Source organism: Levilactobacillus tujiorum (assembly GCF_012641185.1).
Lineage (GTDB): Bacteria > Bacillota > Bacilli > Lactobacillales > Lactobacillaceae > Levilactobacillus > Levilactobacillus tujiorum.
The window spans coordinates 61352-84518 of the sequence record NZ_JAAXLK010000006.1 but is presented as its reverse complement, the minus strand read 5'-3'; the positions used below and the strand labels follow the sequence as shown (position 1 = coordinate 84518).

The 23167-nt window shown below is 47.8% G+C and carries 13 protein-coding genes, 8 tRNA genes and 1 riboswitch; of the genes, 1 reads left to right on the top strand and 20 read right to left on the bottom strand.

The genetic code is table 11. The features are described from left to right. Positions 1 to 68: 68 nt before the first annotated feature. From fusA to rpsL, 3 genes are all read right to left on the bottom strand, one after another. A complete protein-coding gene (fusA, locus tag HF569_RS04325) occupies positions 69 to 2168 on the bottom strand; it encodes an elongation factor G (RefSeq protein WP_168901466.1) in 2100 nt (699 codons plus the stop codon). Between the two features lie 190 nt (positions 2169 to 2358). Beyond that, positions 2359 to 2829: a 30S ribosomal protein S7 gene (rpsG, locus tag HF569_RS04320; RefSeq protein WP_020090150.1), complete on the bottom strand. Its 471-nt coding sequence runs from the start codon at positions 2827 to 2829 to the stop codon at positions 2359 to 2361. A gap of 72 nt (positions 2830 to 2901) precedes the next feature. After that, positions 2902 to 3315, bottom strand: coding sequence for a 30S ribosomal protein S12 (gene rpsL / locus HF569_RS04315; RefSeq protein WP_011668504.1), 414 nt, complete (start codon positions 3313 to 3315; stop codon positions 2902 to 2904). A gap of 272 nt (positions 3316 to 3587) precedes the next feature. On the opposite strand from rpsL, the gene HF569_RS04310 reads away from it, so the two are divergent. Beyond that, the gene (locus tag HF569_RS04310) at positions 3588 to 4271 is read left to right on the top strand and encodes a prepilin peptidase (protein WP_168901465.1); all 684 of its coding nucleotides are present in this window, start codon (positions 3588 to 3590) and stop codon (positions 4269 to 4271) included. A gap of 60 nt (positions 4272 to 4331) precedes the next feature. On the opposite strand, the gene rpoC is transcribed toward HF569_RS04310, so the two are convergent. The 17 genes from rpoC to HF569_RS04225 all read right to left on the bottom strand — a co-directional run bounded on the left by rpoC (position 4332) and on the right by HF569_RS04225 (position 23112). Beyond that, positions 4332 to 7979 (bottom strand): DNA-directed RNA polymerase subunit beta', encoded by a 3648-nt coding sequence (gene rpoC / locus HF569_RS04305; protein WP_168901464.1) that lies wholly within the window; start codon positions 7977 to 7979, stop codon positions 4332 to 4334. Between the two features lie 21 nt (positions 7980 to 8000). Beyond that, positions 8001 to 11624: a DNA-directed RNA polymerase subunit beta gene (rpoB, locus tag HF569_RS04300; RefSeq protein WP_168848728.1), complete on the bottom strand. Its 3624-nt coding sequence runs from the start codon at positions 11622 to 11624 to the stop codon at positions 8001 to 8003. A 231-nt stretch (positions 11625 to 11855) separates the two neighbouring features. Then, a complete protein-coding gene (locus HF569_RS04295; protein ID WP_168901463.1) occupies positions 11856 to 12455 on the bottom strand; it encodes a TetR/AcrR family transcriptional regulator in 600 nt (199 codons plus the stop codon). 650 nt (positions 12456 to 13105) lie between these two features. Further along, positions 13106 to 15592, bottom strand: a complete 2487-nt coding sequence (locus HF569_RS04290) for an ATP-dependent Clp protease ATP-binding subunit (RefSeq protein WP_168901462.1) — start codon at positions 15590 to 15592, stop codon at positions 13106 to 13108. Between the two features lie 17 nt (positions 15593 to 15609). Beyond that, positions 15610 to 16077, bottom strand: a complete 468-nt coding sequence (locus HF569_RS04285) for a CtsR family transcriptional regulator (RefSeq protein WP_168901461.1) — start codon at positions 16075 to 16077, stop codon at positions 15610 to 15612. Positions 16078 to 16348: 271 nt separating this feature from the next. Continuing rightward, positions 16349 to 16422, bottom strand: a tRNA-Pro gene (locus HF569_RS04280). Positions 16423 to 16459: 37 nt separating this feature from the next. Continuing rightward, positions 16460 to 16533 (bottom strand) — tRNA-Pro (locus HF569_RS04275). A 33-nt stretch (positions 16534 to 16566) separates the two neighbouring features. Beyond that, positions 16567 to 16640 (bottom strand) — tRNA-Arg (locus HF569_RS04270). A 20-nt stretch (positions 16641 to 16660) separates the two neighbouring features. After that, a tRNA-Leu gene (locus HF569_RS04265) sits at positions 16661 to 16746 on the bottom strand. Positions 16747 to 16757: 11 nt separating this feature from the next. Beyond that, positions 16758 to 16829: transfer RNA gene (locus HF569_RS04260), tRNA-Gly, on the bottom strand. Positions 16830 to 16854: 25 nt separating this feature from the next. Further along, a tRNA-Thr gene (locus tag HF569_RS04255) sits at positions 16855 to 16927 on the bottom strand. 40 nt (positions 16928 to 16967) lie between these two features. Next, positions 16968 to 17049: transfer RNA gene (locus HF569_RS04250), tRNA-Leu, on the bottom strand. Between the two features lie 38 nt (positions 17050 to 17087). After that, positions 17088 to 17160, bottom strand: a tRNA-Val gene (locus HF569_RS04245). Between the two features lie 991 nt (positions 17161 to 18151). Beyond that, the gene (gene serS / locus HF569_RS04240) at positions 18152 to 19423 is read right to left on the bottom strand and encodes a serine--tRNA ligase (protein WP_168848724.1); all 1272 of its coding nucleotides are present in this window, start codon (positions 19421 to 19423) and stop codon (positions 18152 to 18154) included. 392 nt (positions 19424 to 19815) lie between these two features. Next, positions 19816 to 20448, bottom strand: a complete 633-nt coding sequence (locus HF569_RS04235) for a deoxynucleoside kinase (RefSeq protein WP_168901460.1) — start codon at positions 20446 to 20448, stop codon at positions 19816 to 19818. Between the two features lie 241 nt (positions 20449 to 20689). Further along, complete coding sequence (locus HF569_RS04230) at positions 20690 to 22207, bottom strand: amino acid permease (protein WP_211089621.1); 1518 nt, start codon at positions 22205 to 22207, stop codon at positions 20690 to 20692. A 118-nt stretch (positions 22208 to 22325) separates the two neighbouring features. Further along, a riboswitch (Lysine riboswitch) is annotated at positions 22326 to 22507 on the bottom strand. A gap of 56 nt (positions 22508 to 22563) precedes the next feature. Continuing rightward, positions 22564 to 23112 carry a GNAT family N-acetyltransferase gene (locus HF569_RS04225; protein ID WP_168901459.1) on the bottom strand — a complete coding sequence of 183 codons (549 nt, stop codon included), beginning with the start codon at positions 23110 to 23112 and terminating at the stop codon, positions 22564 to 22566. Positions 23113 to 23167 lie beyond the last annotated feature (55 nt).

Genomic DNA, 23167 nt, shown 5'->3' with positions numbered 1-23167 from the left:
CCTCAATTCTATAAAAAAAAACGCCCCACCAATTGGCAGGACGTTTCATTTTTATAAACAGCTAGCCTCTAGTCTTCGACTGGAGTACCGCCATTCTTCTTGATAATGTCAGCTTGAACACTCTTTGGCGTTGGTTCGTAGTGATCAAACGTCATGGTGAAGGTACCACGACCTTGAGATGCAGAACGTAACGTCGTTGCATAACCGAACATTTCGGCTAATGGAACGAAGGAGTGAATCATTTGTGCATTCCCACGAGCTTCCATACCATCGACCTTACCACGACGTGCGGTAACTTGACCCATGATATCACCCATGTATTCTTCTGGTACCAAGATATCAACCTTCATGATAGGTTCCAAGATAACTGGACCAGCAGACTTAACAGCGTTCCGTAAAGCCAAGGAAGCGGCAACCTTGAAGGCTGCTTCACTAGAATCGACTTCGTGGTAACTACCATCGTATAACTTGGCCTTAACATCAACCAATGGGTAACCGGCTAAGACACCGTTTGCCATGGCTTCTTGCAGACCTTGGTCAACTGAAGGGATAAATTCACGAGGAACAACCCCACCGACGATGGCGTCTTCGAATTCGTAACCCTTACCACGTTCGTTAGGGGTAAATTCGATCCAAACGTCACCATATTGACCTTTACCACCAGATTGACGAACAAACTTACCTTGGACCTTAGTTGGCTTCGTGAAGGCTTCACGGTAGGCAACTTGAGGAGCACCAATGTTTGCTTCAACCTTAAATTCACGCTTCATCCGGTCAATGATGATGTCCAAGTGAAGTTCACCCATTCCGGCGATCAGAGTTTCACCAGTTTCAGGGTTAGTTTCAGCCTTGAAAGTAGGATCTTCTTCAGAAAGCTTTTGTAAGGCGTTGTTCATCTTGTCTTGGTCAGCCTTCGTCTTAGGTTCAACGGCAACCTGGATAACTGGATCTGGGAAGTTCATTGATTCCAAGTGTAATGGGTGATCAGGATCAGTCAAAGAGTCACCAGTCGTGGTGTTCTTCAAACCAATGGCACCAGCGATATCACCGGAGAAGACTTCTGGGATTTCTTGACGGTGGTTAGAGTGCATTTGCAGCAAACGACCAACACGTTCACGCTTGTCCTTCGTAGAGTTAAGTACGTAAGAACCAGCTTCCAAAGTACCAGAGTAAACCCGGATGTAAGTCAAACGACCAACGAATGGATCGGTAGCAACCTTAAATGCTAAGGCAGCAAATGGATCGTCATCGTTAGCGCGCAACGTTACGGCTTCGTCAGTATCAGGAACCGTAGCGTTGTATGGCTTAACGTCCAATGGTGATGGCAAGTAGTCGATAACGGCGTCCATTAACATCTGAACACCCTTATCCTTGAAGGCAGAACCAGCAAAGACAGGGAACATGTCCAAACGTAACGTTGCCCGACGGATAGCAGCCTTTAATTCCTCTTTGGTGATTTCTTCACCTTCAAGGTACTTTTCCATGATTTCATCATCAACGTCAGCAACGCTTTCGATGATGCCTTCATGACGCTTTTGGGCTTCTTCCTTCAAGTCATCAGGAATTTCAACCGTATCCCATGAAGAACCTAATTCATCTTTATCGTAGATGTAGGCCTTCATTTCGATTAAGTCAACAACACCGGCGAAGTCATCTTCGGCACCGATAGCCATTTGCAGAGCAACGGCATTAGCTTGAAGACGTTCGTGGAGGGAGTTAACTGAGAAGTCAAAGTCGGCTCCCAGCTTATCCATCTTGTTAACGAAAACGATACGGGGAACATCGAAGTCAGAGGCTTGACGCCAAACCGTTTCGGTCTGAGGTTCAACCCCGGCTTGACCATCTAAGACAGCGATGGCACCATCAAGGACCCGCAGTGAACGTTCAACTTCAACAGTGAAGTCCACGTGTCCTGGAGTATCGATGATGTTGATCCGGTGTTCTTTCCATTCCGCAGTCGTAGCGGCGGAAGTAATCGTAATACCCCGTTCTTGTTCTTGTTCCATCCAGTCCATTTGTGAAGCACCATCGTGGGTTTCACCAATTTTGTGGATCTTACCAGTATAATACAGGATACGCTCAGTAGTCGTCGTCTTACCGGCATCGATGTGGGCCATGATACCAATGTTACGAGTCTTCTCAAGCGGAAATTCACGAGTATTAGCCATGATTAATGTGTAACTCCTCTCAATTTGATCATAGGTTGATTGTGCCAAAAGGTGGCTACTATCATCACACTGATTAAGTAGCCACCTCTCGATTAAAGGAATAATCCCTTAAGCCAGAGACGAAAGTGTTAAAAACACCTCGCTCCAACATTTTATCACACTGTTGGCAATGCAGTGTAATAGCTGCTTTCTACCAACGGTAATGTGCGAAGGCACGGTTAGCGTCAGCCATCCGGTGCGTATCTTCACGCTTCTTAACAGCTGCACCCGTGTTGTTGGCAGCGTCCATGATTTCACGCGCTAAGCGTTCAACCATCGTGTGTTCACCACGAAGACGGGAGTATTGAACCATCCAGCGAAGACCTAAAGTGGTCCGACGATCTGGACGAACTTCGATTGGAACTTGGTAGTTTGACCCACCAACACGCCGAGCCTTAACTTCCAAGACTGGCATAACGTTCTTCATTGCTTCTTCGAAGACTTCAACTGGATCGTTACCAGTTTCGTTCTTAATGATGTCGAAGGCACCATAAATGATTTTAGTAGAAGTACCACGTTTCCCATCCATCATCGTGTGGTTAATCAAACGAGTAACCAACTTTGAGTTGTAAATTGGATCAGGAAGGACTTCACGCTTTTGTACGTTTCCTTTTCTAGGCATTGTTAATATCCTCCTCGAATGTTGTTTCGGACTGCTTGACGGCAACCGTGCAAGTCAGTCTATTAGTTTGTCTTAGCCCTTAGGCTTCTTAGTACCGTACTTGGAACGGCCTTGACGACGGTCAGTAACACCGGCAGTATCAAGCGCACCACGGATAATGTGGTAACGAACCCCAGGTAAATCCTTTACCCGGCCACCACGAATTAAGACAACACTATGTTCTTGAAGGTTATGACCGATACCAGGAATGTAAGCAGTCACTTCAATTAAGTTGGACAACCGCACACGTGCATATTTCCGTAAAGCTGAGTTAGGCTTCTTTGGTGTCATGGTACCGACACGCGTTGCAACCCCACGCTTTTGAGGAGCTGGATTCTTAACTTGAGCTTTTTTGAAACTGTTATACCCGTAGTTTAAAGCTGGGGCATCTGACTTAGAACTTTTAGATTTACGACCTTTACGCACCAATTGGTTGATAGTAGGCATCTAAATAGTCCTCCTTTCTTATTCTTGAGTTTAGTCCACACATCCAGGTGGTTCATTTTTTCTTAAAGAAAAAAGCCACTCAGACGCGGGTTCAATTGAAGTGTCCCTCCCGCCGTCAGTCAGCATGTCTGGTAGTGAATACCCGAGACCTGTCTGCGAAAAGCACCTTTAATAGAATACCACGCCACTAATCCCATGTCAATGAGGGTTTTCCCAAAATCCGACAAACATTCGGCCATTTTTCCCGGAGTTAATCTTTAGAGGTGATGGATATGGTAACCGTAATACTGTTTGTCTACGGAAGTTGTTTGGGTTCCTTAATCGTGGCGCTGGCCTGGCGGTACGCTCAGCAGGCGTCCTACTGGTCCCCCGCTTCGCACTGCGACAGCTGTCAGCAGCCACTAAAGGTTTGGCAACTTGTTCCAATACTGAGCTACTTACTGTTGCGTGGTCGCTGTCATTTCTGTCACGCCCCCATTCCCTTCACGGCCCTCTTAGTCGAAATAATCGGCGGCCTCGTCGCCACGACCATTAGCGACAATTTTAGTCTGCGCGTCACACTCTGGCTAATTCTCTGGGGCTTTGCTGCCCTCTGTGATGCGCAGACACTCACCTTCCCCGGCTGGGTCACCTGGGTGACCGCTGGTTTAGCGCTGGTTGGGCAACCATCTATGGTCTGGGGCATTGGTCTCGGGCTGCTATTTCTCATTCACCGCCTATGGCCGCACTGGCACTCACCCACGATTGGCGACGGTGATCTGGAAATGTTAGTCAGCGCCGGCTTGCTCTGGGGCGTCACGATCACCGCCCAATGGTTAATCATAGCTTGTCTACTCGCCATCAGCCGGGCCCGCACTACTGACCGGCTCCCATTTCTCCCGTATCTGACGACTGCTGCCACTGGTCACTGGCTCGTAACGGTGATTCTGACGTCTTCTTGGGTAACGCCTCAGTAAACGCAAAAAAGGGACTCACCATCGCTGGTGAATCCCTTTGACGACTCAACTTAGTGACGACTAAGCTTGAGAGTCTTCTTGCATTTGCTTTTCCAAATCGCTGATGGAGTAGACGCCTTCAGTTGACGAACCGCCAACTTCCTTGGGCTTGATCTGACGGTAATCTGGCATCCCAGTCCCGGCAGGAATGATCTTCCCAATAATAACGTTTTCCTTCAAACCAACTAATGGATCGTTCTTGCCCCGAATAGCGGCATCGGTCAGAACTCGTGTCGTTTCCTGGAAGGAAGCAGCTGACAAGAAACTGTTCGTTTCCAAGGCAGCCTTGGTAATCCCCAAGATAACTGGACGAGCGGTGGCCGCGATCCCACCAGAGATCAACGTCTGGTAGTTAGCACGACGGAAGTCTTGAATATCCATCAAGGTACCAGGCAGAACGTCGGTATCACCCGGATCCATGATCCGAACTTTACGTAACATCTGACGAACCATGATTTCAACGTGCTTATCACTGATAGCCACACCTTGCATCCGGTAAACGCGTTGGACTTCACCCAAGATGTAAGTTTCAGTTGATAAGACATCACGTACTCGCAGCAATTCCTTAGGATCGACAGACCCATAGTTCAGTGCTGAACCACGGTGGATAAAGTCGCCTTCAGCAACTCGCATCCGGGCCGTGATTGGTAACGTGTAGCTCCGCGTATCAGCTTCACCCTTAATGGTAACTTCCTTCGTCCGTTCTGCTGGGTTTTCTTCGATTGATTCAACCGTCCCAGTAACTTCGGTGATCTCAGCTTTACCTTTAGGGTTCCGAGATTCAAACAATTCTTGAACACGAGGAAGCCCTTGGGTGATATCTTCGTTACCAGCCACACCACCGGTATGGAAGTTCCGCATGGTCAGCTGCGTCCCTGGTTCACCGATTGATTGAGCGGCAACCGTTCCGACAGCTTCCCCAACTTCAACTTCGTCACCAGTAGCCATGTTCCGACCATAACAATGTTCGCAGACACCATGTTCAGTGTTGCAAGTAAAGGCGGAACGGATGGTAACTTCTTCAACACCAGCATCCACAATCTTTTGTGCGGTGTCTTCGACGATCATTTGGTTCTTAGGAACAATGACGTCCCCAGTCTTTGGATCATAAACGGTCTTTTGGGTGTAACGCCCTAAGATCCGGTCATACAATGGTTCGATCATTTCGTTACCATCAGTGATGGCCCGAATCTTCAAACCACGGTCAGTCCCACAATCCTTTTCCCGAATGATAACGTCTTGTGCAACATCGACCAACCGCCGAGTCAGGTAACCTGAGTTGGCAGTCTTCAGGGCCGTATCGGTCATCCCTTTACGAGCACCGTGGGTCGAAATGAACATTTCCATCACTGACAGGCCTTCACGGAAGTTAGACGTGATAGGCAGCTCCATGATGTCACCACTAGGAGCGGCCATCAAGCCCCGCATACCGGCAAGCTGCGTAAAGTTAGAAATGTTCCCACGAGCACCAGAATCACTCATCATAAAGATAGGGTTCTGTTGATCGAAACTGTGAATCAAGGCATTTTGAATGTCATCCTTGGCATCGTTCCAGATCTGAATAACTCGTTCATAACGTTCGTGGTCCGTAATCAACCCACGACGGAATTGCTTAGTTACCGTTGACACCTGTTTGTGGGCAGCATCGATAATTTCTGGCTTTTCCTTCAGATCGGTAACGTCGACCATCCCAACCGTTAAACCAGACTTCGTGGATTCGTCGTAACCCAAATCCTTGATCCGGTCCAACAACTTAGAGGTTTCAGTCACCTTGTATTGTTGGTAAACGGCCGCGATAATGTCGGACAAGAAGCCCTTATTAAATGGTCCAATTAATTCAGCATTTTGAAGGTAATCATGAATGTCCTCACCTGGTGCTAAGAAGTACTTATCAGGTACGGATCCATTCAAGTTCGTGCTGGTTGGTTCATTCAAGTATGGGAATGACTTAGGTAAGATGTTGTTGAAGATTAACTTCCCAACAGTCGTTACCATCACCTTGCTACGTTGTTCATCGGTAAATGGCTTATCAGGCATTGAGGAAACTTGCACCCCAACCCGACTGTGCCAATGGACCAAACCATTCCGGTAAGCTAAGACCGCTTCGTTGAGGTCGGTAAAGATCATGCCTTCCCCTTCACGGTTATCTTCTTCCATGGTCAGGTAGTAGTTCCCGATAACCATATCTTGAGAAGGTGCAACCACTGGCTTACCACTGGCAGGAGCCAGGATATGGTGAGCAGCGAGCATCAGCAAACGGGCTTCCGCTTGTGCTTCGTCAGATAATGGCACGTGAATGGCCATTTGGTCCCCATCGAAATCGGCGTTGTAAGCTTCACAAGCCAATGGGTGCAACCGCATCGCTTTGCCACTAACCAAGACAGGTTCGAATGCTTGAATACCTAAACGGTGAAGCGTAGGGGCCCGGTTCAACAGAACAGGGTGTTCCTTGATAACATCTTCAAGCACGTTGAAGACATCGTCATCTTCACGGTCGATTTGCCGCTTAGCGTTCTTAATGTTAGAAGCTAAGCCCCGGGCAACCAGTTCCTTCATGATAAATGGCCGGAATAATTCCAAAGCCATTGGCACTGGCAGACCCATTTGGTTGAACTTGAGGGAAGGACCAACGTCAATAACGGAACGACCTGAGTAGTCAACCCGCTTCCCTAACAAGTTTTGACGGAACCGACCTTGCTTCCCCTTCAACATGTGTGAAAGAGACTTCAATGGCCGGTTACCAGGGCCAGCAACTGGACGGCCACGACGACCGTTATCGATCAAAGCATCAACGGCTTCTTGTAACATCCGCTTTTCGTTTTGAACGATGATTCCAGGTGCATTTAAGTCTAACAAACGCTTCAATCGGCTGTTCCGGTTGATTACCCGCCGGTACAAGTCGTTCAAGTCAGACGTTGCGAAACGCCCACCTTCGAGTTGCACCATTGGTCGTAAGTCAGGTGGAATAACCGGAATAGCATCCATTACCATCCATTCAGGACGGTTACCGGATGTCACGAAGGCTTCCAAGATGTCCAAACGACGAACGGCACGCGTCCGCTTTTGGCCAGTAGCTTCCTTCAATTCTTCCTTTAATTCCTTAACTTCTTTATCTAGGTCTACGGCCATCAACAACTTCTTGATGGCTTCGGCACCCATTTCAGCCTTAAAGGCTTTGCTACCGTATTCTACAAGCTTGTCACGGTAGTCACGTTCGGAAAGGAGTTGTTTCTTTTCCAAAGGCGTGTTACCTGGATCTAAGACGACGTAGGATGCAAAGTAGATGATTTCTTCTAGGGCACGAGGACTCATATCGAGGACCAAGCCCATCCGACTTGGGATCCCCTTGAAGTACCAGATGTGCGTAACCGGTGCAGCCAATTCAATATGGCCCATCCGTTCACGACGAACCTTAGAACGGGTAACTTCAACCCCACAACGGTCACAAACGACACCCTTGTAACGGATTCGCTTGTATTTCCCACAGGCACATTCCCAGTCCTTAGTAGGGCCAAAAATCCGCTCGTCGAATAGCCCGTCTTTTTCAGGCTTTAATGTCCGGTAGTTGATGGTTTCAGGCTTCTTAACTTCCCCGTAAGACCAGCTACGGATCTTATCAGGTGAAGCCAGCCCGATCTGCATGCTTTCGAACTTATTGACATCGACCAAAGAAGCGACCTCCCTTATTAATTAGTCTTGTGTGTTCGGTTGACTTTCGTTTTTCGTAGTTTCTGGTGTTGGCTTAGCATTCTCAGTCTGAGCTTGCGCCTTGCGTTGCTCTTCTTGCTGTTGCGCGTACTTGCTCAAAGCATCAACGTTCACAACATCATCGTCATCGTCGTCCATATCACGGAGTTCGATTTCTTCGTTGTTCCCGTTTAAGACCTTCATGTCTAGACCTAAGGATTGTAATTCCTTAACCAGAACACGGAATGATTCAGGGACACCAGGCTTTGGAATTGGATCGCCCTTGACGATGGCTTCGTAAGTCTTAACCCGACCAACGACGTCATCAGACTTGTACGTCAAGATTTCTTGCAACGTATAAGCGGCACCGTAAGCTTCCAAGGCCCAAACTTCCATTTCACCAAACCGCTGACCACCAAATTGCGCTTTCCCACCAAGTGGTTGTTGCGTAACCAGAGAGTAAGGTCCGATGGAACGGGCGTGCATCTTATCGTCGACCATGTGGGCCAACTTCAGGTAGTTCATGACACCAACGGCAACCCGCTTGTCAAATGGTTCACCAGTCCGGCCATCGTATAAGACCGTCTTGGCGTCAGCAGCCATACCAGCTTCCTTCAAAGCATCCGCAATATCAGTATCACGAGCACCATCGAAGACTGGCGTAGCCACGTGGATGCCCAACTTACGAGCAGCCATTCCCAAATGCAATTCGAGCACTTGTCCGATGTTCATCCGAGAAGGCACACCCATTGGACTCAACATGATGTCGATTGGGGTACCATCTGGCATGTATGGCATATCTTCTTCAGGGATCACAACGGAAACCGTCCCCTTGTTACCATGACGACCAGACATCTTGTCCCCAACTTGAATCTTCCGCTTTTGTGCGATGTAGACACGAACCATCATGTTGACACCAGGTGATAATTCATCCCCGTTTTCACGAGTAAAGATCTTAACATCCTGGATAATCCCGCCACCACCATGTGGCACCTTGAGTGAAGTATCCCGAACTTCGCGGGCCTTTTCACCAAAGATCGCATGGAGTAACCGTTCTTCAGCTGATAATTCCGTCACACCCTTAGGCGTTACCTTACCAACTAAGATGTCACCGTCTTGAACTTCGGCACCAACACGGATAATTCCGTCTTCGTCCAAGTTCTTCAAGGCATCTTCCCCAACGTTAGGGATTTCACGGGTCATTTCTTCAGGTCCAAGCTTCGTATCACGTGCTTCTGATTCATACTCTTCAATATGAATTGACGTGTAAACGTCATCGCGAACCAACCGTTCGTTGATCCCGATGGCATCTTCGAAGTTGTACCCTTGCCAAGTCATGAAGGCAACCAATGGGTTTTGCCCTAAAGCAAGTTCCCCATTTTCCATGGAAGGACCATCAGCCAGAATTTCGTCGTTATCGACATGATCGCCGACCTTAACGATTGGCCGTTGGTTGTAGTTCTTACCACCGTTTGACCGGCGGAACTTCATTAACTTGTAAGTGTCGAGGGCATCGTCAGCGCGACGAACGCGAATCTCACGAGCATCGACATATTCAACCGTTCCTTCGTGTTGACTGATTAAAGCAACACCGGAGTCATGCGCAGCCTTGTATTCAATACCAGTCCCAACTAATGGTGCGTGAGGATCCAGTAAAGGTACGGCTTGCCGTTGCATGTTGGCCCCCATCAGGGCACGGTTGGAGTCATCGTTTTCCAAGAAAGGAATACATGCAGTGGCCACGGCAACTACTTGCTTAGGCGAAACGTCCATGTAGTCAATCTTGTCAGCACTAGTTTCAATGTTATTATCTTCGTCACGGGCCATGATGGTATCCGTTGCGAAGGAACCGTCATCGTTTAATGGCGTGTTGGCTTGGGCAACGACGTAGTTATCTTCTTCGTCGGCAGTCAGGTAATCGATCTTGTCGGTAACCATGTGCGTATCCCATGACACACGACGGTATGGCGTTTCAATGAACCCATACTTGTTAACGCGGGCATAACTGGAAAGACTGTTAATCAAACCAATGTTAGGTCCTTCAGGCGTTTCAATTGGGCACATCCGGCCGTAGTGGGTGTAGTGAACATCCCGGACTTCATATCCGGCACGGTCACGCGTCAAACCACCAGGTCCAAGGGCAGACAGACGACGCTTATGGGTTAATTCGCCCAATGGGTTGGTCTGATCCATGAATTGTGACAATTGAGATGACCCGAAGAATTCCTTAATGGAAGCAACCACTGGCCGAATGTTAATCAATTGTTGTGGCGTGACAGTTGCAGCGTCTTGAATAGACATCCGTTCACGCACAACCCGTTCCATCCGGGATAACCCGATCCGGAATTGGTTTTGCAACAATTCACCCACGGAACGAATCCGCCGGTTACCCAAGTGGTCGATATCATCAGTACTACCAATCCCAATTTGCAGATCGAAGAAGTAGTTCATGGAAGCAATGATGTCAGCTGGGCGAATGTGCTTCAACTTGATATCAATATTGCCGTTACCAATCACTGGCACTTCTTGTTCTGGATCTTCTGGGGATTGAACCTTGATGATCTGTAACTTCAATGGTTCCGTAACAACCGCTTCATCAGAAGGTTGGAACGTGACCATCTTAAAATCGTCTTGATCCAGGTATGGTGCCAAGGTCTTCATAACGTCCTTGTCGACAACCGTTCCCTTTTGCGCGATAACTTCACCAGTATCTGGATCAGCTAACGTTTCAGCTAAGGTTAAGCCGAGCAAACGCGTCTTCAAACTGAGCTTCTTGTTGGTCTTGTAACGACCAACAGGTGCCATGTCGTAACGCTTAGGATCAAAGAACCGTGCCGTCAGCAAGCTCCGTGAAGAGTCAGCCGTCTTAGGTTCACCTGGACGTAGACGTTCGTAGATATCCTTTAAGGATTCTTCTACACGGGAATCATCGGTATTCTTATGAATATCCTTTTCCAACGTGTTAGAAAGACTCTCGTTATCACCCAAGATATCCAAGATTTCATCGTCAGAACCGAAACCTAATGCCCGAACCAATTCGGTCATTGGAATCTTCCGCGTCCGGTCAATCCGCACGTAGGAAATGTTCTTAGCGTCGGTTTCGAACTCGAGCCAAGCCCCCCGGTTAGGGATGACCGTAGCACCAAAGACAGTCCGACCGTTCTTATCAGTATCTTCATTGAAGTAAACGCCTGGTGAGCGGACTAATTGAGAAACAATAACCCGTTCTGCCCCGTTAATGATGAAGGTCCCTTGGGCCGTCATTAATGGGAAGTCACCGAAGAAGACGTCTTGTGATTTGATTTCACCCGTTTCATGGTTGGTTAAGCGTAAGGTCACGTGCAATGGTGCTGAATAATTGGCATCATGCTCCCGTGCTTCATCGACCGTGTATTTGGGTTCCAGTAATTGATAATCAACAAACTCTAACGAAAGGTTTCCTTGAAAATCTTCGATTGGCATGATGTCGTCGAACATATCCCGTAAACCTTCATCGAGGAACCAGTTGTAGGAATTGGTTTGAATCTCGATTAAGTTAGGGAGATCAAGGACTTCCTTGATCCGCGAATAGCTACGGCGAGTACGGTGTTTCCCGTATTTCACTAAGTGTCCTGCCAAGTTGTTCACCTCTCCTATTTATTCTGTGGACTGGTCAAAAGCCGAAATGTTACATTTTAATTACAATTGCGTAATCAGCCGGTTTTTTGGCAAAAAAAATCCAAAAACAAACCCACAGTTTGCTTTTGGCTTCTTATAATGGACGCTACCGGACAATAGATCGGTGCGCTCAATTTCAGTTCACAGTTGCATACAAATGATATAGTACTAGTATCTTGGGCAATTGTCAATAAAGAAGTGTTACTTCTCCGTGGCAACCCCAAATAAGATCAACCGAATCAGGGTCAACGTCTGTTCATGCTGCGAGGCGTCAGCGGGCCCCACGTGATGGAACGTATTAAACAGTGGGCTCAGACTCGTCAGATAAAACGAAGCGGCATCCTGTGCTTTTACGCCATCCTGCAGCGTCACTACCCCGGTATCGAAGAACTGGGTTAACGGCACCAGATAGTCACCCATAAAGATCGCACCCAACTGCCGCTTATTCTCCGGCTTCAGGAACTTAAAGCTCCCATGAATCACCGTAAAAACGTCTCGGGGATGCGCAGCCGTCAAGACTTCCGTGACCGCCGTCAGGGCTTCAACGGGGTCCGCGTCAGGTTGAATCTGGTCAACCACGGCCGTGATCCCCTTCTTGATCTCCTCACCAACCGTCTTGATGACTTCAAGAAAGATGACCTCCTTATCGCTAAAATGATGGTACAAAGCTGGCTGTGTAATGCCAACTTGTTTTGCAATTTCACGCGTTGACGTTGCTTGGTAGCCTTGCGCTAGAAATTGAGCCCGGGCTGCCGCTAGAATTGCCGCGTGGGTGTGGGTCAGTTGCTCTTCTCTCTTCATGAGTCGGCCATCTTCCTTTCTGTGGTGAAGTTAGTTTATTGTCATTGGCTGATCTTTAATTTAGCCACAAGATCGTCTATTAGTTGCCAGATAAACGATATGATCAGACTAAGTGTACCACAGTCATTTATCACCAGCTAGATCAACTGGTTTAAATAATGGTTAAGCTGACTAAAAGTCACAAGTTCCGAAATCCCGATGGCGCCTGTCTCGGTAGCAGTACGACGTTTCTTCGCCTTACCGGTCAGCAGATATGGGCTGGATCGGTGCGAACACAACTTGAAGCCTCGAAAGTGCCGAGTCTACAAGCTTGGTTTTCTACTAAGTCAGTAAGAAGACCACTTACTGGCTAAGTAGAACGACGCGCCTGAGCCCATATCTGCTGACCTCTCGGCTCACACAGTGTTCCGAGACAGCCGAGATAACAATTATCACAATCGATATTAATTGAGCCGAAAACTCTAAGTAGCTGGTTTTCGACTGTTCTCCTGCAAAATACCTTCAAAACCGGGGAGCGACCGACTTAAGCCAGCTTAGTGGTACGAAATCCAGGGATGAGGTAAGTACGCTAGTCCCCATCCCTTTAGTGACCCAATCAAAAAAGTAGCGATGCCCCTAACTAGGAACACCACTACCAAATTTAGTTTAAGTTAGCCCACTACGGTTGGCTTTTTAGTGTTACGTGGTGCCTTCACGTTAATCGTGATTTCACCGCGTGTCGCCCCAATAGTGACTTGGTCATGCGTCTTAACCTCACCGTTGAGCAGAGCTTCACTCAACTTGTCTTCAACCTGAGTCTGCAATGCCCGCCGAATTGGCCGTGCACCATACTCTGGATCAAAGCCGGCCTTAGCAACCACTTCAATGGCTGCCGGCGTAATCTTAAGCTTAATGTCTTGTTCAGCTACCCGGTCAACGATGTGTTTGGCCATCAACTTCACAATTTCGTGTAATTCATCCTTCTTCAAGGAGTGGAAGATCACCGTTTCATCAATCCGGTTCAAGAATTCTGGCCGGAAGGATTGCTTCAACGTTTCCCGGATCGTTTGTGACATTGCCCGGTAATCATTCGCCATATCTTCGGCACCAAACCCAACAGTCTTTTCATCCCGCAGCTTCGTTGCCCCTAAGTTAGACGTCATGATCAGAATCGTATTTCTGAAGTCCACCTTACGTCCTTTAGAATCGGTCAGATAGCCATCGTCCAGGACCTGCAAGAGAATGTTGAACACATCCGGATGCGCCTTTTCCACTTCATCAAACAAGACCACGGAGTATGGCTTTTGCCGAACTTTTTCGGTCAATTGGCCACCTTCGTCGTAGCCCACGTATCCTGGCGCCGACCCGATCAACCGACTCGTTGAGTACTTTTCCATGTACTCACTCATGTCGACCCGAATCATGTTGTCTTCGGAGCCAAACATCGCTTCAGCCAGTGCCTTAGCTAGTTCAGTCTTCCCAACACCAGTCGGCCCCAAGAACATAAACGATCCGATTGGCCGGTTAGGATCTTTCAACCCAGACCGTGCCCGCCGAATGGCCCGCGCAACCGCGGAAACCGCCTCCGATTGGCCGATCACACGCTTATGGAGAATCTTCTCCAAGTTCACCAGTCGATCCGCATCCGTTTGCTTAAGCTGGGTAACGGGAACCCCCGTCCACTCAGCAACCACATCGGCCACATCTTCGCCGGTAACATCCGTCGCGTACTGCCGGTCAGTCGTTGTCGCCGCAGCCGCTTTAGCAGCCCGTGCTTCCACCTTCTGCCGGAGTGCCATCTCTTCTGTCCGTAACTTAGCGGCTTGTTCGAAGTCTTGCCGTTCAATTGCGGCTTCCTTATCAGCCGAGAGCTTCTCTAATTCCTTCGCCTGCTTGCTAGCAGGTGTTGGCTTGTCCATCTGATCAATCCGTACCTTAGCTGCCGCTTCATCCATCAAGTCAATGGCTTTATCGGGCAAGAAACGATCGCTAATGTACCGCGTTGAGAGCTTAACCGCCTGTTCGAGGGCATCATCCGTAATGTTCACGTGATGGTGATCCTCGTAACGTGACCGCAATCCCTTCAAGATTTCCAAGGCTTCGGCGGAAGTTGGTTCATTGACCTGAACCGTTGCAAACCGCCGTTCCAACGCAGCGTCAGATTCAATATATTTCTGGTATTCGTCTAACGTCGTTGCCCCAATGGTCTGTAACTCGCCACGGGCCAAGGCAGGCTTTAAGATGTTCGAAGCATCAATCGCCCCTTCAGCGCCACCGGCACCGATCAGCGTGTGCAACTCATCAATAAACAGAATAACTTGACCATCGTTGTAGATTTCTTCGATGACCTTCTTCAAACGGTCTTCGAATTCACCACGATACTTCGTGCCCGCTACCAATGAGCCCATGTCGAGCATCATCAGCCGCTTATTCTGCATGTCTTCTGGCACGTCACCAGCAATGATCCGTTGGGCTAAGCCTTCCGCAATCGCGGTCTTCCCAACACCTGGTTCACCAATCAGAACCGGATTGTTCTTGGTCCGACGACTGAGAATTTGAATCACTCGCTTGACTTCTTTTTCACGGCCCACCGTTGGGTCCATCCGACCTTCTTTAGCAGAGGCCGTCAAATCACGAGCCAAGGAATCCAAGGTTGGGGTTCCCGCTTGGGCTGTCCGCCGATTACGGCTGTCATTCCGACGCTTAGGTGTATCGGTAATCCCGAGCTTCCGCAACACAACCTTATGAGCATCCGTTAACTGGACGTTGAGGTTCTTCAAAATCCGCGACGACAGAATGGTTTCGTCGCTCAGCAAAGCCAGTAAGAGATGTTCCGTCCCAATCTTGGTGGCCCCTAAACGCTTCGCCTCGTCACCAGCCAGGGCTAACATTGATTTTGCCTTTGGTGAGTATGGCAAATAACTATCTTTGTCAGTATTGGCTAAGGTGCCATAACCCGTAAATCGTTCAATCTCTTCGCGGACATCATCATCCGTCACTGAGAATTGTTGTAAAACTTTGTTAGCAATGCCATTTTTTTCAATGGTGAGGGCCAGCAGCAAGTGTTCTGTCCCCACTGCTTGGTGCTTAAAGTACTTTGCTTGTTCCTGTGCCAAGACCAGAACACTCTTAGCGCTGGGTGTAAATAAATTATCCATTGCAGCTCCTCACTTTCTTAGCTTTCATAACGTAGGTGATTCAAAATTGAAATCAGAATCTGCGCACGAATTTGTTCATCGACTTGCCGATCACCCGTATTGATCGCATCTTTATTGATCGCTGCGAGAATGATATTGGCTTCACTGCGATTGATCGCGCCAGCTTCAAAGAGGCTCCGAACGACGGATAAACTATCGTGGCGTGAGATTTGATCACCGACCGCAGCCACGAGCGAATCAATAAAGTCTAAGTTATCGAGTAACTTAACCTTTTCGATTCGAATATAGCCACCCCCGCCACGTTTACTCTGGACCACGTAGCCATCCTGAATCGTAAAGCGGGTCTTAATCACGTAATTAATCTGCGACGGTACGACATTAAACTGACTAGCAATTTCCGCTCGGCGGATCTCCACCTGCTGGGATTCAGCCAGAATCTGCTTCAGGTAAGATTCAATAATATCCGAAATATTTTGATTCTCCATTATCGTCCCCCCTTCAATGCAGTGTTCTTGACTAATGTTGACTAATATTATACGAATTTCCTGCGAAAATGCAACGGATTAGACCGCAGATACCCGAGAAGTTTGCAGATTTTACCAACGAACTACCGGTGGGCCTCGCACGGGGTTCACCAGCTCGTGGCATTTTCTGGAAGTTCTAGTATTATATGGTAACAAAAAAACGGCATGCTTCCAAACAATCTGTACGGAAACTGCCGTTTACTACTATTATATGTATTCGGGAATAAAAAAATCGGGAAGACAAGATTTGAACTTGCGACCCCCACGTCCCGAACGTGGTGCTCTACCAAGCTGAGCTACTTCCCGAGGAAAGCTCACTGACCCACAAATCTTGTCAGTCAAATCGGGAAGACAGGATTCGAACCTGCGACCCCCTGGTCCCAAACCAGGTGCTCTACCAAGCTGAGCTACTTCCCGAAAATTGCCTATAAGACTCATAAGCAACAAAAATGCACCCAGTAGGAGTCGAACCTACAACCTTCTGATTCGTAGTCAGACACTCTATCCAATTGCGCTATGGGTGCATAATTATTATTAAGTTAAATGCCGAGGACCGGGATCGAACCGGTACGGTCATCACTGACCGCAGGATTTTAAGTCCTGTGCGTCTGCCAATTCCGCCACCCCGGCAAAAGGGCAAAAGCGGAAGACGGGATTTGAACCCGCGACCCCCACCATGGCAAGGTGATGTTCTACCACTGAACTACTTCCGCAAATTGGCTATTAAATTTGTAACCATGCCGACTAGAGGATTCGAACCTCCGACCTCCTCATTACTAGTGAGATGCTCTGCCAACTGAGCTAAGTCGGCAAAATACTTTTTTTAAAAATATTTTGCAATATTCGGTTAATGCAGGTGAAGGGACTCGAACCCCCACGTCATAAGACACTAGAACCTAAATCTAGCGCGTCTGCCAGTTCCGCCACACCTGCAACGTTGGCGAACTAACGCCAGGAACCATGAGTTCCGATGGAGGATACAGGGCTCGAACCTGTGACCCTCTGCTTGTAAGGCAGACGCTCTCCCAACTGAGCTAATCCTCCATATTTTCCGAAGCAAGCAGGACGCCCTTGCTCGAAACAACTATTATAATTTACCATGTTCAGCGAAGCTTGTCAACAACAATTTCGAATTATTTTGAATAAATATTCGTTAGCTGAATAACTACTCGCTTAACAACAAATAACATTGTATCGCACTCTCTGGAAAAAAGCTACTCTTTTTTTGCATTTTCTTGCAAATATTTGGCTTAACTTAATTCCATTAACCTGCGCTGGTTGCCGCCGTTATCGGTTTCGATTACCCGTAACGGAAATAACCAACAGAAACTATTCTATACGAACCACCCACCCCTAGTCAATAACAAATTGCAAAAATACCCAATATTTTTATTCATTTATCGGTTTTATACCTCACGAGCGCGTATTTTTAAGCAATTTGCCTGAAGTCTGCAAGCAAGGATCCGACTTGCCCATAACATTCCAGTAAGGGAAAATGTTTGCGCCATTAACTTAGAGCGAACTGGCAGCACTCCGGCTGTCAGGGATTCTGCCTGCTGTGGGGACGCTTCCGACTGCAGAACCCCAGTCTTCCCGCTCGCTCCATTCCTGACCTCCGCTGGCTTTGATTGTGTTTTACCATAACAACGGCTTGGAATTGTGGCTACTAGTGTTTTTAATCCAATTAGTAACGACGATGATAGTCCTTATCTCAGTCGCCTCAGGACACTGTATCAGCCGTGAGTGAGTCAAATTTGAGCTCAGCCGTGGGATTTACCAAGTGACTTTCTTGGTAAATGGCGCCTTTGAGACGCTTTTTTTCGGCTCAAAGCGAGGCTCGAGACCGCTCTGTGGCTCGAGCCGTCCTCCCCACAGCGATCCAGCTCAAAGCTTGACGAACGATAAGGCGCTGAGACCACCAAAGTTGCCTAATTCTATCGTCACCGCTGTTATTAGGACATGTATGCCTTTAAATAGCAAAAAAACAGGTTCAAGCCGATTAACCAACCAGCTTGAACCTGTTGTCGTATTTCAATTATTTAGTAATCTTAGTGACGCCACCCATGTATGGTACCAGTACGTCTGGCACGGTCACGGAACCGTCGGCATTTTGGTAGTTTTCCAGAATTGCGGCGACTGTCCGGCCAACTGCTAAGCCAGACCCATTCAGTGCGTGAACGTATTGTAGCTTACCGTTCTCATCGCGATATTGAATGTGGGCCCGCCGTGCTTGGAAGTCAGTCGTGTTTGAACAACTGGAAATTTCACGGTACATGTTTTGTTCTGGGAACCAGACTTCCAAATCATGCGTCATTGCGGCCGTAAAACTCATGTCACTCGTCGTCAACGTAATCACATGGTAAGCCAGTCCTAGCTTCTGTAAGAGGCTCTCAGCATGCTTGGTGAGGGCTTCGAGTTCATCCCATGAGTTCTCTGGCTTACAGAACTTAACCATTTCTACCTTGTTAAATTGGTGCAAGCGAATCAGTCCCCGGGTATCACGGCCCGCACTCCCTGCTTCGGAGCGGAAGGCTGGTGTCAGCGCCGTGAACCAAACTGGCAGGTCTTCTTCAGGAATCACTTCGTCACGGTAGTAGTTGACCAATGGTACTTCCGCCGTGGGGATCAACGTCATATCTTCATCCCGCAATTGATAAACGTCTTGCTTAAACTTAGGGAATTGACCCGTCCCATACATAGAATCATCGTTCACGATGTAAGGCGGCAGCACTTCTTTGAAGCCCGCCTTGGTGTTCTCATCCAGGAAGAAGTTGTAGACGGCCCGTTCCAACCGTGCACCTAAACCTAAGTAGTAGAGGTAACGGCTACCAGAAACCTTGGCCCCTGCTTCGAAGTCGAGAATTCCTAAGTTTTCACCTAATTCGTAATGTGCCTTAGGGGTGAAGTCCATGTTAGGCTTCTCGCCCCACTTACGGATTTCTACGCTCCCATCTTCCGTTAACCCAACCGGAACGTTGTCGTTAGGAATATTAGGTAAGTGGGCCGCTGCATCTTGTACCTGTGCCTTTAACGTATCCAGATCCGCATCAATCTTTTTGATGTCGGCACTGACTTGCCGCATTTCTGTGATCTTGTCGTTGGCATCCTGCTTGTTACGCTTGAGTTGAGAAATTTCATCGGACACCGTGTTGCGTTGTGCCTTCATCGTTTCACTCTTAACGATCAATTCACGCCGTTGGGCATCCAAGTCCAACAGACTGTCGATATCGGCGGGATCAACACCCCGCGTTGCTAACTTTTCTTTGATAAAATCAGGTTCTTGCCGAATTAACTTTAAATCTAACATCTACTTACTCCCTTCAATTGGCCGGATGATACAAAAAGGGCCTCCGTCACATGGGACGAAGACCTTCGCGGTACCACCCAAGTTCATGACTGCAATCTTCAGCCATACCCTTGAACATGATAACGGTCTGCACCGTGCGGCATTACCCGCCCACTTTAGTTAGTGCTGGAATTTTCGACGTTGCGGTTTGCAGCTTTCCCCGCTTCTCTGGCCGTCTACTGGATAGGCACCTCGTGTTTTGAATAAGCTTATCATACCGCATTTTACCGGTTATGACAATCGCCTAATTTCATTGAATGTCGACTCACGCATCCCTACCGGCCCACAGTCGTCGCACACTAAACAAAAAGCACCAACCGCCGTCAGTGCTTTCTCTCATTTATTTCATTAGATTAAAGTGAAGCAATCTTCTCATCAATCATCTGTAACACTTGTTGACGAGCACTGGGATCTTCCACGAAGTCCAGCTTGTCACCGTCAATTTGCATCTTAGGTGATTTGTCATAATTGTTGTACCAGTTCACGTACCGCTGATCTAGTTCCTTATAGTATTCAAACAAACTTGGATCGTGATCGATCTGTTCGTATGACCGACCCCGCTTCTTAATCCGTTCTAACATCGTATCAAAGGAAATGTTGATGTGAATCAGCAGATCTGGATTCTTCTTGTGAACGGCATCTGGCAATTCTTGCATCATGTTGGCCAGCAAGGAGTCGTAAATATCAACTTCCGTGCTCGTGGCCCGTCCTAAGTCTGCGTTTAAGTGGAACAGTAAGGAATCTTCAAAAATTGAACGATCCAGAACACTCTCATCATCAGCGTTGGCCGCCTTGATACTATCCAAACGCTTGTTTAAAAAGTAGATTTGTAGTAAGAAAGCATACTTTTGCGGGTTTTGGTAAAATAGTGGCAAGATTTTGTTGTCGTCCACCGATTCATAAAAAGCTGGTTTCTGTAAGTGTTCGGCTAATAAGTTAGTTAGACTCGTCTTGCCGGCCCCAATTGTTCCTGATAGTACAAGCATGCTATCTCTCCTTTGATTTACGTCCAATTCCGGAAATCGTTTTCATCCGGTAAAAATTTCAACACTACATATTGTACCAACCCTATTCGTAAAAGACAACATGTCGTGGGAAATTTCCTGTTCAGCAATTATCGGGTTCTGTCCCCTTGCTAAATACAAAACGGCGACTGGCCGGTATTCACCCGCACCAATCGTCGTTTGAAATCTTTTATTTATTTAAAATTGCCCACACAATTTCACGTTAATCGTTGGTCGTATCACTCGTTGCCTTAGCAGCTTCCTTCAACGTTCCATCCCGGTGTACGGGGGCAACGTCGACATCCTTCAATGGAATCAGCTTCGTGTGCTTCTTGATCTTGTACCCGATGTAGAGGACTAAGACCAGTGGAACACTCATATAAGTGACCAGCACTTGTTCCCAGTTACCGGTAAAGAATGATTGTGGATCTTGTCCAACAATCACTGCAATACAGAGAACTAAGGCCAAGATTGGTCCTAATGGGAACCACTTTGCATGGTACTTTAATTCAGAGAGCTTGTGTCCTTGTAAGGTAAATGCGCGCCGGAACCGTAAGTGTGATAAAGCAATCCCGAACCAAGCAATGAACCCAGTCAACCCACTAGCAGCAACCAACCACATGTAGATCTTTGGCCCAGCAATACTACTGATGAAAGTCAAAGCCGCGATGATCGTCGTTGCAAATAAGGCAGGGTAAGGAATCCCATTCTTACCAGTCCGTTCAAACAGCTTAGGTGCGTAGCCTTCCTTTGACAGGGAGAAGAGCATCCGAGTAGAAGCGTACATCCCGGAGTTGGCTGCGGAAATCACGGCCGTCAAGATAACGGCGTTCATGACGCTGGCAGCAGCGGCTAAACCTGCCCGCTTGAAGACCAACGTGAATGGACTGATGGCAATATCACTTGCAGAAGATCCTAACAAATCATGACTCGTGTAAGGTAAGACAGCGGCGATAACAAAAATGGCTAAAATGTAGAACAAAATAATCCGCCAGAAAACTGAATTGATTGCCTTAGGAACACTGTGAGAAGGATCTTGAGATTCACCGGCCGTAATCCCAACTAATTCGGTCCCTTGGAATGAGAATCCAGCGACCACGAACACACTCAGGATTGCCGGGAACCCACCAACAAATGGGGCCTGCTTGTACGTGAAGTTTTCCAAACCAGTGGCGTGACCACCCATGATCCCTACGATGGTCATCAGACCAACTGCTAGGAAGACGAAGATGGTGACCACCTTGATCAGTGACATCCAGAATTCCGTTTCACCGAAAGCCTGGACGGAGAAAGCATTGATCGTGAAGACGAGAAGTAAGGCGACGGCACTCCAGATCCAACCGGGAACACCGGGTAACCAGAACTTCATGACCAAGGCAGCGGTCGAAATATCAACGGCAACCGTAATCGCCCAGTTAAACCAGTAGTTCCAGCCCATCGCAAATCCTAAAGCTGGGTCAACGTACTTCGCTGAGTAAGCAGCGAACGAACCCGAAATTGGCATGTTCGTCGCCATTTCCCCTAAACTGGTCATCAGGAAGTAAACCATCAAACCCATGGCAATATACGCAACTAATGCACCACCAGGTCCGGCAGTCGAAATAGCCGAGCCACTTGCGACGAATAATCCTGTCCCAATACAGCCACCTAACGCGATCATTGAAACGTGTCGCGTCTTGAGTCCCCGCTTAACCTGATCAGAGGCCTCGCTAGTTGTTGCGTTTGTCATGCTTTGTTCCATAATGTTTCCTCCTTCTTTTTATAGAAGGACTTCCTCGAAACGACCCAGTGAATTAAAAAATCTCCTTCGCAGAAAAGCTTTGCGAAAGAGATTGGAAAATTCATAATTCCAAGTCAATATCGTTGAAAGCGCCCCGCAACCGATATTTGGCTGCGACAGTCCCTGATCTGTTGAACCAGGACCCAACCCCCGCGCTAGGTAGTCACGCGAGAATTTCGGCAATCGCCCCTTTAACTTTCCGTCGTCGGTGATACCCACCTCGGGAAAGCGACTCATGTTGATTGCGCCTCTTCTATTCGATACATTGAAGTATACTCATCAATTCTGAAAATTGCAAGATTAAATTTCGATTAGTGTCAATTATTTTGCCAGGCACTCAGGTCAAGCCGCAATAATGCTTGTCGTTGCAACGTTTGTCCACTACCTGTCACGGCCATTAGTTGATCACCGATTGTTTGGAAAGATAATTTTTCTAATAATCGGCAGGATCTTTCGTTGCTGACGAGACAATTCGCCCAAATGGTTTGTACCGGCCAATTTGCTTTGCTCAACTCCGCGAAGCACGCCTGCAGGGCTTCCGCCATAATCCCCTGACCCCAGTAGTCTGGATCTAGGAAGTCACCTAATTCTAAACCGGACTCGTCCAGCATCCCCGTCTCATCAAACCAATCATAAAAGACAACAACGCCAATCAGGACATTGGTTCGATGCCACACGATGCCGAAAGAAATCGGGGTCTGGCGATCAGCACGATACCAGCGCTGCACCTGCTGATCATCTGGATTGCCCATTAACCCAGTTGGTTGCGCAATCACTGGATTTGTGATCAACCGCTTATAAGCTGGGTAGTCACTATCCGTCAACGGCCGTAAATCTAAGCGCGTGGTTTTTAAAATCACCGTCATCCTGATCACTCCTCCTCACTAGGTTTTTTCCACAACTGCGTTACAATAAAGACAT